Here is a 14824-nt window from a genome sequence, read left to right as displayed (position 1 = left end):
CATTTCCTGATACTACAACAAAATCACCGCAAGATAGTAAATCACCGGCGCCGTAAAGATCACACTGTCAAACCGGTCCAGAATGCCGCCATGGCCCGGAATCAATTTCCCGTAATCCTTGATGTCATGGTTTCTCTTAATCGCGGAAGCCGCCAGATCTCCCACCATGGAAATCATACCTCCTACAAGGCAAATGACCGCGTATTCCAGTGCCCCTGCGTTCACGCCGCCCCACTTGCTGACAGCAAGCGCATAGAGCGCCCCAAGAAGCGCCGCTCCCGCAAGGCCTCCTACGCCGCCTTCCACCGATTTTTTCGGGCTCAGCTTTGGCGCCATCTTATGCTTTCCGATCAGCACGCCTACACAATACGCACACGTATCGCAGCCCCAGGAGCTTAAAAATACCAGACCTACCAGGAAGATTCCGCCTGTAAGCAGGCGCGTCTGGTAAATGTAGGACAACATCACCGCTACATAAAAGATTCCAAAAAATGTCATAACAACCTGTTCTGATTTATATTTGGGGAATGAAAATACATAAACTGCCATGATCACCACCAGTGCCGCGATCACCAGCATCATGATATCTTCTTTCCTGTCAAAACGAAGCAAAAGATAATATCCCAGAGCCGCCAGATAGCCGACGCCTCCAAGCAGCGTCTTTTCCGTCTTCACTACCTTATAAAGCTCCGTCATACCAATCAGACTGGTAACCAAAAGCAGAACAAACAAAATGTCCCCGCCGCAATAAATGCTCAGAAACGCGATGATCACCAGCATGATTCCACTTAACAATCTTGTCTTAAACACTGCCTTCTTCCTCCTTTATCCCACCGTAACGTCTGTCTCTGTTATTATATTGCCGAATAGCTTTTTCTAATTCTTCTTTTGTAAAATCCGGCCACGTAACTTCCGTAAAATAGAATTCCGAATAGGCAAGCTGCCACAGAAGATAATTGGAAAGCCTGAGCTCCCCGCTGGTGCGGATCAACAGATCCGGATCCGGTATCCCATGTGTATCCAGATAGGTCTCAAACCTCTGCTCCGTAATCTCTTCCGGAGCGAATTTTCCCTCCACGCAATCCGCCGCCATCCGTCTCATCGCCCGTGTCATCTCATCCCGGCTGCCATAATTAATGGCAATCTGAAAATTCAGACCGTCATTATTCTTCGAAGCCTCCTCCAGCTCCAGAATCCGGCTTCGGATATCGTCGTCAAGTCCGGTCAGGTCCCCGATTACCCGGACCTTCATACGATTCTTCTCCGCCGTTTTCAGGCACGTCTTCATATAATTTCTGAGAAGCCCCATCAGGGCGTCAACCTCACTTTTCGGCCGGCTCCAATTCTCCGTCGAAAAAGCATAGACCGTCAGATATTTCACTCCCATTTTGTAGGCTGTCTCGCAGATCTTTTCCACATTCTTACTGCCCTGCGCATGGCCATAATTCCGGGGCATACCTTTTGCCTTGGCCCAACGTCCGTTTCCATCTAAAATAATCGCAATATGTTGTGGTACGTTCATCTTCTTTCCTCTCCTGCTTACATTTTAATCAATATAGAATATGCCTTCGCATATTCTCAGCGCGCGATCAGGCTTAGCAGCCACATTTTCATGCCCCAGGCTGAGCCTCACCGCACAAAATGCACCTTGCTGCATAGGAAAATGCAGGCACTTTCCCATGCAGCAAGAAAAGAGGAGCCGCCTTGTTCGATGCTGCCCCTCCCAAGTTCATTTTTATACTGTCATAACTTCCTTTGACTTTGCCTCTACGGATTTGTCCACTTCTTTGATGAATTTATCAGTGATCTTCTGCAACTCTTCTTCCATGTTCTTGATCTCGTCCTCGGAAATCTCTTTGCCTTTCATCTTCTTCAAAGCGTCGTTTCCATCGCGGCGGATATTGCGGACTGCAACCTTAGCTGCCTCACCTTTTTTCTTTACATCCTTCACAAGCTGTTTTCTGCGCTCTTCCGTAAGCTCCGGGAAAATGAGGCGGATCGAAGAGCCGTCATTGTTCGGATTGATTCCGATATCTGACATATTGATTGCTTTCTCGATCTCTTTGATCATCTTCTTTTCCCACGGCTGAATCTGAATCATACGTGCTTCCGGAACGGAAATATTCGCCACCTGCTGAATCGGTGTCGGGCTTCCATAATAATCCACCGTCAGTTTATTCAAAATGTTCGGATTCGCACGTCCTGCACGAATAGCCGCCAGTTCCCCGTCCAGATTCTTCAGCGTCTTCTGCATCTTTTCCTGATAAATCTCTAATTTTTCGTTCATATTTTCTTCCTCCTCTATCTTCACAGCTTATACCGTAACCTTCGTACCGGTAAAATTGCCGCTCATAGTCTCTACAATGCTGTTCTCTTCATTCAGTCCGAATACCAGCATCGGCATCTTGTTCTCCAGACACATAATAGATGCGGTAAGATCCACCGCCATCAGCTTCTTATCGATGATCTCCTGAATCGAAATCTCGTCATATTTCTTCGCTTCCGGATTCACCTTCGGATCACTGTCATAGATTCCGTCAATCGCTTTTGCAAGAAGCATCGCATCTGCCTCGATCTCGATCGCCCTAAGTACAGCTCCGGTATCCGTTGAGAAATACGGGTGTCCCGTACCTCCGGCAAAGAAGATCACCTTGCCTTCCTCAAGCGCTGCAAGAGCTGCGTCCTTGGAAAACAGAGATGTAAATGCTCCGCACACAAAGGGGGTAAATACTTCTGTTCTCATACCCACATGACGAAAAATATCGGAAACATAAATACAGTTCATCACGGTTGCAAGCATTCCGATCTGATCTGCCTTGGTCCTGTCGATCGTCTCACTGGTCCGTCCGCGCCAGAAATTACCGCCGCCGGTCACCACTGCGACCTGGAATCCCTGATCCACAAGGGTCTTCACCTGATTCGCCACTCCGATACAGGTCGCCTCGTCAAATCCTGTCTTTTTATCGCCCGCAAGGGCTTCACCGCTTAATTTTAAAAGTACTCTCTTCATCTATTATTCCCGCTCCCTTCAAGCATACAGTATTTAGACCTGAAATATCTCCTCACCTATACTGCACTGGTAAAAGTATAGCATATCTTTCTTTAAAATGGAAGTTTTTTATCCGGCAGCTGGGCCAGAATAATCGCGCCAAACATCAATATGCAGCCTGCCAGCTCTTTCATACTCAGCACCTGCCCTAAGATTACCCAGCCTGCCAGTACGGAAAACACCGATTCCAGGCTGAGAATCAGCGACGCCACCGTCGGATCCGCCCCTTTCTGCCCCACGATCTGCAGGGTATAGGCCACGCCACAGGAAAGAACGCCCGCATACAGAATCGGGGCAGCAGCCGCGCAGATGGCGCCCATAGACGGACGCTCGAACAGCAGCATGGGTATCGCCGACAAGGCGCCTGTCACAAAAAACTGAATGCACGACATCTTCACGCCGTCCACCTTCGGGGAAAAGTAATCGATGACCATAATATGTACCGCAAATACCAGCGCTCCCAAAAGTACGAAGGTATCTCCCCGTCCTATCCGGAATTCTTCCGTGATGCACAGAAGGTATAGTCCGGCCACCGCAACAGCCACACTGATCCAAATCTTCATTCCCACACGTTTTTTGAGAACGATCCCGAAAATCGGCACCAGCACGATGTAAAGGGCTGTGATAAATCCGGCCTTTCCCACTGAAGTATACTGAATACCGATCTGTTGCAAATTGGAAGCCACGCAAAGGGCCAGACCGCAGGATACGCCTCCTGCCAGCAGCATTTTCCTATCCTTTGCACTTGTCTTCTCTTTGTGGTCTGCTGTTTTTTTCCTCTCCCCGTCCGTGCTGATCCGGTCCAGTAGCCAAATACAGGGAATCAGAACCACACCGCCTATGGCCGAACGCACTGCATTAAACGTAAAAGGTCCGATATAATCCATGCCCACACTTTGCGCCACGAACGCCATACCCCAGATCAAAGCCGTGAGCGCCAGCATCAATCCATTTTTTAGTTTCATATTTTTTCCCGCCTCGCTGATTGATTCTTCAGCTCATGCTCATACAGCTTGCTTTCGTCTGAAATAATGATCGTACCCGCACCGATAATACTGAAAAATTCGATCAAAAGCACATGAGCATATCTGCCATCCAGAATATGGACCCGGTTCACGCCCTGTTCTGCCGCTAAAATCCCGCGGTCCAATATTTTTTCAAATTCTTCCGGGAAATCCCGCTGCGATTTGATCTTCTCCAATTCCTCCACCGTAAGGCGGGCATAGACCTCCTCCTGGTTCTCATCGGTGAAAATGCCCGGATACCGCGTCAAATACACCAGCTTATCCGCCTGCATCTTAACGGCGATCTCCAGCGCCGTATCCATCGGATCGATCCGTTCCATCTCATTATCTATATCATTCGGCACAATGACAGGGATATAGTCATTATCAAGAGACATCTTAAGCGTCTGCGTATCCACTCCACAAACCCCGATGGCCTTCACGCCGCAAATTTCCAGCAGCTTTGCAACCCGTTTATTCTCCCGGAACTTATCCACTCCCATCGGCGTATCATGCACCACGATCGGCCGCATTCCCACGCTTTTCAGCAGGACGATATCCTGCATCAGGCTTCTTTCTTCCATGCCGCTGAGCCACTCACCGCAGCCATACTCGATCACGATAACCTTGTGGTTAAAATCCCGTATATAAGGCAGAGCGTCGATCAAAATCGAAGCCTTCCGTTCCACCGCTTCCAAATTCTTATCCATAACCTTCCCTCTCTTTTGTAAAACCCGTCAGAATTTCTTACTGAAGGTACATTTGCATATAATTCCAAAACAGTATAGCACAAAACATTTCCATTTTGAAGATAGAATTCCAAAACCTTGTGAAATTTGGAAAATGAAATTGACTGCTGGAAATGTAAAGCCGCCGGAAATATACAATTTTTTCATTGACCCGCCATTTTAGAATACTCCAAAAAGAAAACGCACCTCCTTCCCGGAGATACGCCTCTTTCCTGCGATCCTATTCTTCTCTCATTCTTCAATGTCTCTTTCCTGACTCAATATGCTCAGTAATATACGACTCCATATCCTGTTCCGGGACTCCAAGCGCGATGGAAAGCTCTGCATACAGATTTCCTTCCGCCAATTTCAGATACCGTTCATCTGTTGCCGTGATCTTCTTCCCCTGCGCGATCCGCTGTCTTCTGCGCAGATAGAGCGTCTTTATCATCTTGATCCACTCCGTACAATCACAAGTCCTCATGCTTTCCTTATACCGCGACTCGCGAAGTTTTTCATTCTCGATCCAAAGTGTCTCTATTTCCGGAATCTGATCCACCAGCTTTGCTGCTTCCTCTTTCGAGATGACCCTTCGCATCACGACCTTACTGTTATCCACCGGAGTGAAAATCCTGCCTCCGCCTCCCTGGCGGGGACTAAGAATATAGTATAGCTTATCTCTCGAAACCCCGTCCATATCAATAGTACTGATATCCATTACTTCACAGATGCCGGTCCGCCCATAGACAATAAAATCGCCTTTTGCAAACATTCTTCCTCTTCCTTTCTCTGCCGAGCTCTCTATATTCTTATTTTAGCAGAAAAAAGAAGAATTCTCTATTCATTTTTATTTTTTGTTTATTTTTACATATATATTAGCCTTATTGTTTATGCAATTTTACCTGTTTTTTGAGATTCCCAGCACTTTCAGGCAGCCCGATTCCACACGGAACTTAATCTCAAGGCCTGCATAAGACATTCCGTAGATCCGCTCGGGATCATTCTGGTAAGAAGGCCTCGGGTCCTGGGATAAGATATCCCGCAATACCTCCCGCTCTTCCTTTGGAATCTCTTCTTCCCATTCCTCCGGTATCTCCACTTCAAGCGCATACCCCTTGCGCCGCTCAGCAAATCCGCCTTTAGCGCCAGGGCGGCTGTCCACATAAGGCAGGTAAGGTTTGATGTCATAGATCGGCGTGCCGTCCAGTATATCCACGCCTTCCACATAGAGGACCGGTCCCTCCCTGCCGCACGTTTTTACGCCTGTCAGCTTTACACAGGATAACCCGATTGGATTGGGCCTAAACGGAGAACGGGTCGCAAAAACTCCTACCCGTTTATTTCCTCCAAGTCTCGGCGGTCTGACCGTAGGGCGGAACTTCCCTTCTTCCACCTCGGAGAAGCCCCACAATAACCAAATATGAGAGAACTCCTCGATTCCACGTATAGCTTCCTCCAGGCGGTACTCCTCCTCAAACACAATACGCCCCCTTGTCCCTGCGAGCCCACTCTGCCTGGGAATTCCGAATTTATCCGGAAAATCCGTATAAATCACTGCTATTTTCTTCAAATCCATATTCCCTTACCTGCTTTTCCAAAATAAGATAGGCTAAAGATACTCTATGAACCAGTCGCGGATTTCCTCGCATCTGCTGTTTTGACAAAATTCCTCGACCCATCTTTGCCTTTCGTCCGTTGCTTCCTCCACCGTGCATCTCTCCGGCTCTACATTACACTCTCGTTCTGACTCTTTCAATAAATCCTCTGTTCTCCCGAATGAATCATCAAAAAGGCATGCATACTTCTCCCAGATCTCCAGTTGAAAATCAAGAAATCCCAGACACTGCGCAAGATAAGTCAACCGTTCAAAATCTATAAAGGTCATCTTTCGTCTTCCAGACAATATTTCCCTGTCCTTAATCCCACATAAATATAAAAAGGCATATCGTTCTACATCCCGTTTTAGCATACTTCCTCCAGATCATCAGACTTTTGTCTCACTTTCAAAACCGATTTTACCGATTTCTTCCAACAAAATCAATAGGAAATTTCTGGAAAATGACCTCAGACTTCCCTGCCCAAAACAAATTCTAGCTGTACCGTTCCGTCTATTACCCGTTTTGAATTCTAACTGTACCGTTCGTCTATTACCCGTTTTGAATTCTAACTGTACCGTTCGTCTATTACCCGTTTTGATTTCTTCTCACTGCGCGGAAGCACGCCTAATTCCACAACTTTTACGAGCGGGGTGAAACCGATACGACTCTTTACAGTTCCCGCTATCCGTTTTGCAAGATCCAGGAAATCAATGGATCCGTTGGTTTCCACATAGATACGCATGGTATCCTTTCCGTCCAGATGCGAAATACGGATCTGGTATTCGCTGGAAACCTCCGGAAACTCGCGCAGGATTTCCTCGATCTGGCTTGGGAATACATTGACGCCCTTAATTTTCATCATATCATCTGTTCTTCCCATGATGATATCCAGCCGCGGGTACCGGCTTCCGCACGGACACTGCCCTGGTATGATTCTGGACAGATCATGCGTCCGATAACGAATCAGAGGCGCCCCCTCTTTCACCAGAGTGGTGATCACAATCTCTCCCATTGTTCCATCCGGTACCGGTTTTAAGGTCACCGGATCGATGATCTCTATGTACAGATAATCATCCCAGTAATGCATACCGGTGTCATATTTACAATTTACTCCGATTCCCGGTCCATAAATCTCCGTAAGGCCGTAGATATCGTACAATTCGATTCCCAATTCGCTTGAAATCCTCTGGCGCATTTTTTCTCCCCATCTCTCGGAACCGATCACGCCCTTTTTCAGATGGATCTTATCTTTGATTCCGCGCTTGGCGATCTCTTCCGCCAGCAAAAGTGCATAGGACGATGTGGAACATAAGACCGTGCTCTTCATATCCATCATCATCTGCAGCTGCTTATCGGTATTCCCAGGCCCCATAGGAATCACCATCGCTCCCAGCTTTTCCGCACCATTCTGAAACCCGATGCCGGCCGTCCACAGACCATATCCCGGCGTGATCTGGATCCGGTCCTTTTTCGTAATTCCCGCCATCTCATAGCACCGTTTAAACATGATCGCCCAGTCATCTACATCTTTTGCGGTATAGGGAATAATCACCGGAAGCCCTGTTGTGCCGGAAGAAGAATGAATTCTGACGATTTCCTCCTCCGGTGCAGTCATAAGTCCCAGGGGATAAGCCTCTCTTAAGTCATTTTTCTCGGAAAAGGGCAGCTTCTCAAAATCCTCTGCTGTCGCAATGCCGGAAATACCGGCTTCCTCCAATTTTTTCCCGTAAAAGCTGCCCGCAGCTACGAGCGCCTTTATCTGTTTATTTACCTGACTGATCTGTATATCTGAAATCTGCATATTTATCATATCCTTTCTTTGGGGCAAATTTTCCATGCTGCTCCTGCTATCATCATTACTTGTGTCTGTTAACGCTTAAACCGGTCAATTATGCTGCTTAGCATACCCAAGCGCCCGGAAATTCAATTCATGAAATTTCTCCGGCACCTTTTGCCTGATCACCTCTTTGATCTCCTCTTCCGAAAATCCCAGCGCCCCGGAAAAGACCGCTTTTCCCAGAAGCAAAATATTAAGTACCTTCGCAGAGCCCAGTTCCTGACATGCCTTATCTGCGTCCACCACAATGAGATTTTCTACATGCGCTCTCAAATATGCGATCATTTCCTCTCCGCTATATTCCAAATCGGAAAGTGTCGCTGTAATCGGCATAATCGGCCGCGCACTTACGATCACCTGGCCGCCTTCCTTTAAAAATGGCAGCATACGGACCGCCTCTCCCGGCTCAAATCCAATAATCAGGTCCGCTGTTTTCTCTGCGATCATCGGGGAATATAAGCCCTCCCCCATTCGCAGATGGCTAAATACACTGCCCCCTCTTTGCGCCATTCCAATGGTCTCCGCACTCATGACCGGAGTATTCTTCGCCATAGCACACTCAGCGATCAGCTTGGAAGCTAAAACCGTTCCCTGGCCGCCTACGCCGCACAACACGATATTCTTATTCATTCTTGCCACCTCCGATCGCACCCGTCGGGCAAATCTGGCTGCAAAGGGTGCAGCCTGTACATAAACTGTCGTCAATACGGACTTTTCCGTCTTTTATGACAAGCGCCGGACAGCCCAGTTCCCTCACACATTTTTTACAACCGATGCACCGGTCTTCTGATGCCTTTAACGCATTCGATGCCTTTACCACCGCAATGCAGGGGGATTTAAAAATAATCGCTTTCGCGCCCGGTTCGCTTTCCACCCGCTTGACACATTCCACCGCTGCCTCATGATCCAAAGGATTTACGGTCTCAACTACCTGAACCCCGATTCCACGAAGAACCGCCTCAATATTGATCTTGCTCACCACCTCGCCCATCATCGTCTGCCCGGTGCCTGGGTGGGGCTGGTGCCCTGTCATGGCCGTAGTGGAATTATCCAGCACCACAAGTGTCATCCTGGCCTGGTTATAGACTGCATTTACCACCCCTGTGATGGCTGATGCAAAAAATGTAGAATCTCCTACAAATGCAAAACAACTGGTATCCGGCTCGATCCTTCCTACTCCCTGGGCAATTCCAAGACCTGCTCCCATGCACAGACAGGTATCCACCATATCCATCGGCATCGCATTTCCTAGTGTATAGCAACCGATGTCTCCACAGAAAATCGTCTTCTTCCCTTTCATCGCCTTTTTCACTGCATAGAACGAAGCGCGGTGCGGGCAGCCGGCACAGAGAACCGGAGGACGTACCGGAAGTGCAGGCGGCGCGGGCAGCTCTGCCTCTCCTGCAAGTGCCGCACTCTGACCTTTGTCGGCCGTACCGCATGGAGCCTCCCTCTCCTGCTCTATTCCCATATGCCTGGCAGAATCATTGTCCGGCTCTCCAAGGAACTTCCTGATATCTTCCGCCACACTGTCCCTGGTATTCTCACCTGCATTTCGTACATGATGTGAAAGTTTCCCGTATATTTTGACCGGGAGATGATATTTGCCGCAAAGATAAGTCAGCTCCCGTTCAATCACCGGGTCCAGTTCCTCCAGGCACAACACTTCGTCCAACCCTTCCAGGAATTCGAGTGCCCGTTTTTCAGGGAAGGGGTGCGGCGTAGTCACCTTAAAAAGACGTACCGCACCAAGGGAGTCTCTCGCTTCCATCGCATAGGTAAAACTGATGCCGCCGGTCGCAATTCCCTTCCGCGTCCCTGCATTTTCCCCTTCTTCCGGATAGATTCGATTTCTCTCATATTCGGAAAATACTTCCGACAGCCGTTCATTTCGCTCCTCAATCTTCCTGTGATTCTGATAAGATAACCGGGGAAAGATGACCCACCGTTTGGAATCCTTCACGAATCCCTCCGCCTTATGTAACGAATATTCCTCCACATCTTTTACCAGAATCGAAGCATAGCCGTGACAGACCCTTGTTGTCGGCCGGAAGAATACCGGCGTTCCATATTCTTCCGAATACGCAAACGCCTCCTGCACCATCTCATACGCTTCCTGAGCCGAGGACGGATCAAAACACGGAAGCTTTGAAAATGCGGAAAAACGCCTGGTATCCTGCTCCGTCTGAGAAGAAATCGGTCCCGGATCGTCCGCCACCAAAATCACCATTCCGCCTTTCACTCCAATATATTCCAGGCTCATGAGCGGATCGGACGCCACATTAAGTCCGACCTGTTTCATCGTGACCATCACTCTTGCCCCACAGTATGCCGCTCCTGCTGCAACCTCCATGGCTGCTTTTTCATTCACCGACCATTCCACATATTGATTCTCCTGACGGTTCTTCGCCACCGTTTCCAGGACCTCCGTGGAAGGCGTTCCCGGATAACCAGTAATCAAATTCACTCCTGCCGCGATCGCCCCAAGAGCAATCGCCTCATTTCCCATTAAGAATTCTCTATGCATATTGTTCACCTCTTCTCACCTTAATAAAGCAGAACCGAAGTTCCATTTCCTTCATCTCCAGCTTTTTCTATACCCCTTCACATCATAATAAAGCAGAACGCCTTAAGAAGTCAATCTTTTATATAACTCCAGTGTCGCCTTATAGTCCCCTCCATAGAGGAAATAGTAGTCGATCTGCGGTTCGCCATCTGTGTAAATGTAAGTTCCATACATCGGAATATTACAGCACATCACCGTCTTTCTCGCGGCGATGCCGATTCCGTAACCATACACAGATACAAGAAATGGCATGCGCAGCCTTTTCCCTCCGAAGCTGATATATCTTGCCTTGTGCTCCATACGTTCCAATTCGTCTGCCAGAATTCCCTTTGCCGAGAGTTTCTCCTTCTTCTCCCAGTCAAAATACACCCAGTTCTGATCATACGGAGTCGTCTCCACCTGCCGCGGAAGAGCAGCCTTCTCGGCAAGCAGCAGCTTCTTCTCCCCATTATAGAACTTTAGCGCGCCTGTCTTCTTCTCGATCCGGACTGCCAGCTTTGCCGTCGAAATTTCCACCAGGCTTTTTCCTTCTCTTGCCGTCCATGTGACCTGCTTTGAGGGTTGATAATTCCAGTAGCCCGGTTCAAATTCCGCCAGAGAGCCCTTTAAAAACTGCACCCGAATGATGGTGTCCTCCAAAGGCGTCAGCCGCAGTGTTCCGTAGCGGCTGATCAAATCAATATATCTCTTCGTCTTTTTTACGATACGGACAGCGTTATCAATGCGGCTATGCCCTTTTGGAGTCAGTGCACTGCCCTCCGGTACGTCTCTGAACTGGTAGGGCGATGGATTCAGGAGATTCTCTGTTTCCTCTGGCGGCTTTTGGGGCAGAATCTTACCATACTTTCCCTGAACAGATTTTTCTCTTTCCAACTGACGAATCGAAGTTCTTTGTCCTGGGTCGTGCTGCCTCTTTTCGGACATTCCTGCCAACACACTGTTTATACCATCATTCTGATTTGCCGAACTCCTTTTTTCTCTGTTATCTTGTCCTTTCTCCTGCTGTACTACAATCGGCTTCGGCCCCAAATAGTTCCGCGCCGCCCGTTCCTTCTCTCCCTGCAGAGCGTCCATGACCGCCTGCTCTTTTGCAGAGATTTCCTGTTTTTTGTGGCGTTTTACCTCCGGTTTCCCCTCTTTTTCCAGCGACCTCATGCGCTTCTCTTCCGGCACCACTTTCCCGATCAGATCCGTCAGATCTCCCTGATGAACGACCGTCAGCTCATGCAGCGCCCTCGTTGCCGCCACGTAAAGCAGCTTGACATACTGATCCGTGGCCGGATAATTTTCCGCAGAGGGATTGTAAATAAGGACCGCATCAAATTCCAGGCCCTTCGTATATTCCACCGGAAGCACCATGATTCCGCTTCCAAACTCAGTCGTTTCCAGATTACTGTCCACGATAGGCATTTTCTCACCAAGATAGTTGCTTACTCTTGACGCTTCCGACTCATCACGACAGATGACCGCGATCGTCTCACGCCCCTCCCTCTGCCAGATTTCGACCGTCCCGGCCGTCTCACACAGCATAGCGTTCTCATCGGCACACGCCTTTACCTGCACCTTATTGCCGTGACGACTGATCGGCTCCACCGGATAAATGGAGAAACTCCCGTGGCGCAGGATCTCTGTTGCAAAATCAGAAATCTCCACCGTATTCCGATAGCTTTTCCTTAGCAGACCGAAACTGTCATCTAATCCGGTCAGCATCAGTTCCTGCAGCTCATTCCAGTCGTTCAGCCCATAGCCGAAATAAATATTCTGTGATACATCGCCCATGATGGTGTAGGTACAGCCGCGAAGACAATACTTGAGTACGGCATATGCCATCATACCAAAGTCCTGGGCCTCATCGATGATCACATGGCTCGCCTCGCGGATTCCGTCTGTTTCTTTGATGCGCTTATACAAATAGGCAAGCGCAGCCAGATCATATATATCGAACGTATTCTCTGTAAACGCTACCTCCTTGCCTTTTAACGCCTGACTGTTAAGGAACTCCTGATAGACCTTAAATATGGAACCTTTCCAGACATCTTTTCCGAAATGCCACCGATAGGTACGCCTGAGCTCCTTTTTCTCCTCTGGAGTATAGGAAACGTATTTTCCTGTCAATTCGTTTTCCAGCCTTGACAACAGGATTTCATTTAGCATGTTAATCTTGCTCTGCATAGACATCTGCTGATTATTGTCCAGGTAGTTGCGTATCGTCGTCTCTCTCACAAGAAGAACCCCATTTTTCTCCAGTCGAATCTCCTTCTGTGAGATTCGCATATCTTCGTATCCATTGCAAAATCGTTCCATATCCCGGAACCATTCATAGCTTCCTTTGATGTAGAGCGACTCATTCTTTCTGTCAATCGGAGAAATACGATAAGTCCGCGGATCCCAGTCTTCATAGAGGAGCCGCACAAAGAGCTGTTCAATCGTCATTTGAGAAATACCGTACACGTCCAGATCCGGCAATACACTGGTAATATAATTCAGCAAAATCCGATTACTGCCGATGATATAAAAATCCTGTGGGCGGAATTCTTTTTTATAATTGTATAAAATATAGGAAATACGATGCATTGCTACAGTCGTCTTTCCGGAACCTGCCACTCCCTGCACAATCAGATTCGTTTTCGGTGATTTGCGGATAATCGCATTCTGCTCTTTCTGTATCGTGGCAATAATTTCTCCTAACACTGCCTTTTTACTCTTTGCAAGATATTTTGTCAGAAGCTCATCATTTGCCACCACGTCGGAATCAAAGAAATCGACCAGCCTGTCCTCTGCTATTTCGTAAGTCCGTTTGCGCTTCAGATCAATCTGATAAGTCCCCTCGCTTTTCACCACGTACTCGCAAGGGCCCATAGCATTTTCATAATAAATAGATGCCACCGGTGCTCTCCAATCTATGACAAGCGGCCTGACTCCGCCTTCGGAGATACCGACCCGCCCCACATAATAAGACTCGTCCTCCTTTTGCTTTGGATCCTTAAAATCAATTCTTCCAAAATAAGGTTTCTTCCTCGCCTTTTTACATCGCAGTAAATCCCTCTGATTCTCCCTTAGCTGTGACTGCGTATTATGAAAAAATGCCAGTGCCTCCTTGTCTTTTGTTCCGTATGTCTCCATCAACTCATGCAGCTCGTCCGATAACTCAGTGACATAGCCCTGTGTTTTGTCCAGATTATCCTGGGCCACTTTAATAATATCTGCCAGCTGCTGTTCTTCCTCTTCGCGGCTCAATCCCGGAAGCGTGCGGAATGTCTCTTCTTTTCTCATCGTCCTCTTCCTCCCTGTTATCCAATAATAATATGACTTGTGCTAAATTTCAATCATTTGCTTTCGCTTTTTGCACATGCATACCAGGGTAAACTGTTGCCAAACATTTGCTTTAACAACAAGAAAGAGCCTGCTCCTTATTATAAAGAAGTCAAGCTCTTTCCAGTTTTTCAAAACATTATTAGGTTTAATCAACATTCCTTCATTAGCGTCTGCAGCAGCATAATGTGGTACTCTTCGTCCTTAATGATTCTCGCCAGTACAGCGTTGACATCACAGTCATTTATCATTTTCATGTGCATTCGGTATTGGCTGATCGCCGCTTTTTCCGCTTCTATATCCGCAAACAACATCTTCCCTGGTTGCTGCGGTATATTCAGATATCCTGGCGTCCACATTTTTTGCATTCCGTTCTGGTACTTTGCCGTAAAATCAATAGTTCCTCCCAACAGATTAATCAGCTCTCCCAACTTCTGTAAATGCATCATCTCCGCCATCGCGATTCCCAAAAGAATCCTCGCAATCTGGCATTTTTCACCAGCCAGACGATTCTCGTTATTAATGTACTGCGTGATCGCAGTCATCTCCGATACCGAGCCACAATAATCGACACTAAGCAAATTGGCATACGCCTGGTTCCTTTCTCTTACCTGGGTCGGAGGATAAGGCAAATCCATCATAATCGGCTTTATCTCCATAAAATTACAATTCATAACCAGTGAATTCCTTTTTTCTTCCATAATAAATGCTCTCCAAATAGCTCTTTATA

General features: G+C 47.8%; 14 protein-coding genes. All 14 read right to left on the bottom strand.

The genetic code is table 11. The annotated features are described in order from the left end of the window. Positions 1-12: 12 nt before the first annotated feature. The 14 genes from ABXS75_10665 to ABXS75_10600 all read right to left on the bottom strand — a co-directional run bounded on the left by ABXS75_10665 (position 13) and on the right by ABXS75_10600 (position 14795). Positions 13-810, bottom strand: a complete 798-nt coding sequence (locus tag ABXS75_10665; protein ID XCP83545.1) for a phosphatidate cytidylyltransferase — start codon at positions 808-810, stop codon at positions 13-15. Continuing rightward, complete coding sequence (locus ABXS75_10660) at positions 803-1522, bottom strand: isoprenyl transferase (protein ID XCP83544.1); 720 nt, start codon at positions 1520-1522, stop codon at positions 803-805. The genes ABXS75_10665 and ABXS75_10660 overlap by 8 nt, the downstream gene beginning before the upstream one ends. A gap of 213 nt (positions 1523-1735) precedes the next feature. Continuing rightward, positions 1736-2287, bottom strand: coding sequence for a ribosome recycling factor (frr, locus tag ABXS75_10655; GenBank protein XCP83543.1), 552 nt, complete (start codon positions 2285-2287; stop codon positions 1736-1738). Positions 2288-2314: 27 nt separating this feature from the next. Continuing rightward, complete coding sequence (pyrH, locus tag ABXS75_10650) at positions 2315-3010, bottom strand: UMP kinase (protein XCP83542.1); 696 nt, start codon at positions 3008-3010, stop codon at positions 2315-2317. A 92-nt stretch (positions 3011-3102) separates the two neighbouring features. Then, entirely contained in the window at positions 3103-4014 is a 912-nt protein-coding gene (locus ABXS75_10645; protein ID XCP83541.1) for a DMT family transporter, read from the bottom strand. Beyond that, complete coding sequence (locus tag ABXS75_10640) at positions 4011-4763, bottom strand: acetylglutamate kinase (GenBank protein XCP83540.1); 753 nt, start codon at positions 4761-4763, stop codon at positions 4011-4013. The genes ABXS75_10645 and ABXS75_10640 overlap by 4 nt, the downstream gene beginning before the upstream one ends. 277 nt (positions 4764-5040) lie before the next feature. Then, positions 5041-5553 carry a CarD family transcriptional regulator gene (locus tag ABXS75_10635; protein ID XCP83539.1) on the bottom strand — a complete coding sequence of 171 codons (513 nt, stop codon included), beginning with the start codon at positions 5551-5553 and terminating at the stop codon, positions 5041-5043. 126 nt (positions 5554-5679) lie between these two features. Then, complete coding sequence (gene tsaA / locus ABXS75_10630) at positions 5680-6357, bottom strand: tRNA (N6-threonylcarbamoyladenosine(37)-N6)-methyltransferase TrmO (GenBank protein XCP83538.1); 678 nt, start codon at positions 6355-6357, stop codon at positions 5680-5682. Between the two features lie 33 nt (positions 6358-6390). Continuing rightward, positions 6391-6750, bottom strand: a complete 360-nt coding sequence (locus tag ABXS75_10625; GenBank protein ID XCP83537.1) for a hypothetical protein — start codon at positions 6748-6750, stop codon at positions 6391-6393. Positions 6751-6944: 194 nt separating this feature from the next. Continuing rightward, a complete protein-coding gene (locus ABXS75_10620; protein XCP83536.1) occupies positions 6945-8180 on the bottom strand; it encodes a phenylacetate--CoA ligase in 1236 nt (411 codons plus the stop codon). Between the two features lie 84 nt (positions 8181-8264). Then, positions 8265-8846 carry an indolepyruvate oxidoreductase subunit beta gene (locus ABXS75_10615; GenBank protein XCP83535.1) on the bottom strand — a complete coding sequence of 194 codons (582 nt, stop codon included), beginning with the start codon at positions 8844-8846 and terminating at the stop codon, positions 8265-8267. Further along, positions 8839-10743 (bottom strand): indolepyruvate ferredoxin oxidoreductase subunit alpha, encoded by a 1905-nt coding sequence (iorA, locus tag ABXS75_10610; GenBank protein XCP83534.1) that lies wholly within the window; start codon positions 10741-10743, stop codon positions 8839-8841. Before iorA ends, ABXS75_10615 begins: the two co-directional genes overlap by 8 nt. A gap of 102 nt (positions 10744-10845) precedes the next feature. Continuing rightward, complete coding sequence (locus tag ABXS75_10605; GenBank protein ID XCP83533.1) at positions 10846-14055, bottom strand: AAA family ATPase; 3210 nt, start codon at positions 14053-14055, stop codon at positions 10846-10848. 191 nt (positions 14056-14246) lie between these two features. Next, complete coding sequence (locus ABXS75_10600) at positions 14247-14795, bottom strand: ferritin-like domain-containing protein (protein XCP83532.1); 549 nt, start codon at positions 14793-14795, stop codon at positions 14247-14249. Between the last annotated feature and the right edge of the window lie 29 nt (positions 14796-14824).

Origin of the sequence: Roseburia hominis, from assembly GCA_040702975.1 — a bacterium.
Lineage (GTDB): Bacteria > Bacillota > Clostridia > Lachnospirales > Lachnospiraceae > Allocoprococcus > Allocoprococcus hominis_A.
This window is presented reverse-complemented; position numbering and strand designations above follow the sequence as displayed.

What these genes read in the sequence shown, in the direction of transcription:
- ABXS75_10660 (XCP83544.1), bottom strand. Translation starts at nt 1,522, where the DNA reads ATGAACGTACCACAACATATTGCGATTATTTTAGATGGAAACGGACGT.
- frr (XCP83543.1), bottom strand. Translation starts at nt 2,287, where the DNA reads ATGAACGAAAAATTAGAGATTTATCAGGAAAAGATGCAGAAGACGCTG.
- pyrH (XCP83542.1), bottom strand. Translation starts at nt 3,010, where the DNA reads ATGAAGAGAGTACTTTTAAAATTAAGCGGTGAAGCCCTTGCGGGCGAT.
- ABXS75_10645 (XCP83541.1), bottom strand. Translation starts at nt 4,014, where the DNA reads ATGAAACTAAAAAATGGATTGATGCTGGCGCTCACGGCTTTGATCTGG.
- ABXS75_10640 (XCP83540.1), bottom strand. Translation starts at nt 4,763, where the DNA reads ATGGATAAGAATTTGGAAGCGGTGGAACGGAAGGCTTCGATTTTGATC.
- ABXS75_10635 (XCP83539.1), bottom strand. Translation starts at nt 5,553, where the DNA reads ATGTTTGCAAAAGGCGATTTTATTGTCTATGGGCGGACCGGCATCTGT.
- tsaA (XCP83538.1), bottom strand. Translation starts at nt 6,357, where the DNA reads ATGGATTTGAAGAAAATAGCAGTGATTTATACGGATTTTCCGGATAAA.
- ABXS75_10625 (XCP83537.1), bottom strand. Translation starts at nt 6,750, where the DNA reads ATGCTAAAACGGGATGTAGAACGATATGCCTTTTTATATTTATGTGGG.
- ABXS75_10620 (XCP83536.1), bottom strand. Translation starts at nt 8,180, where the DNA reads ATGCAGATTTCAGATATACAGATCAGTCAGGTAAATAAACAGATAAAG.
- ABXS75_10615 (XCP83535.1), bottom strand. Translation starts at nt 8,846, where the DNA reads ATGAATAAGAATATCGTGTTGTGCGGCGTAGGCGGCCAGGGAACGGTT.
- iorA (XCP83534.1), bottom strand. Translation starts at nt 10,743, where the DNA reads ATGCATAGAGAATTCTTAATGGGAAATGAGGCGATTGCTCTTGGGGCG.
- ABXS75_10605 (XCP83533.1), bottom strand. Translation starts at nt 14,055, where the DNA reads ATGAGAAAAGAAGAGACATTCCGCACGCTTCCGGGATTGAGCCGCGAA.
- ABXS75_10600 (XCP83532.1), bottom strand. Translation starts at nt 14,795, where the DNA reads ATGGAAGAAAAAAGGAATTCACTGGTTATGAATTGTAATTTTATGGAG.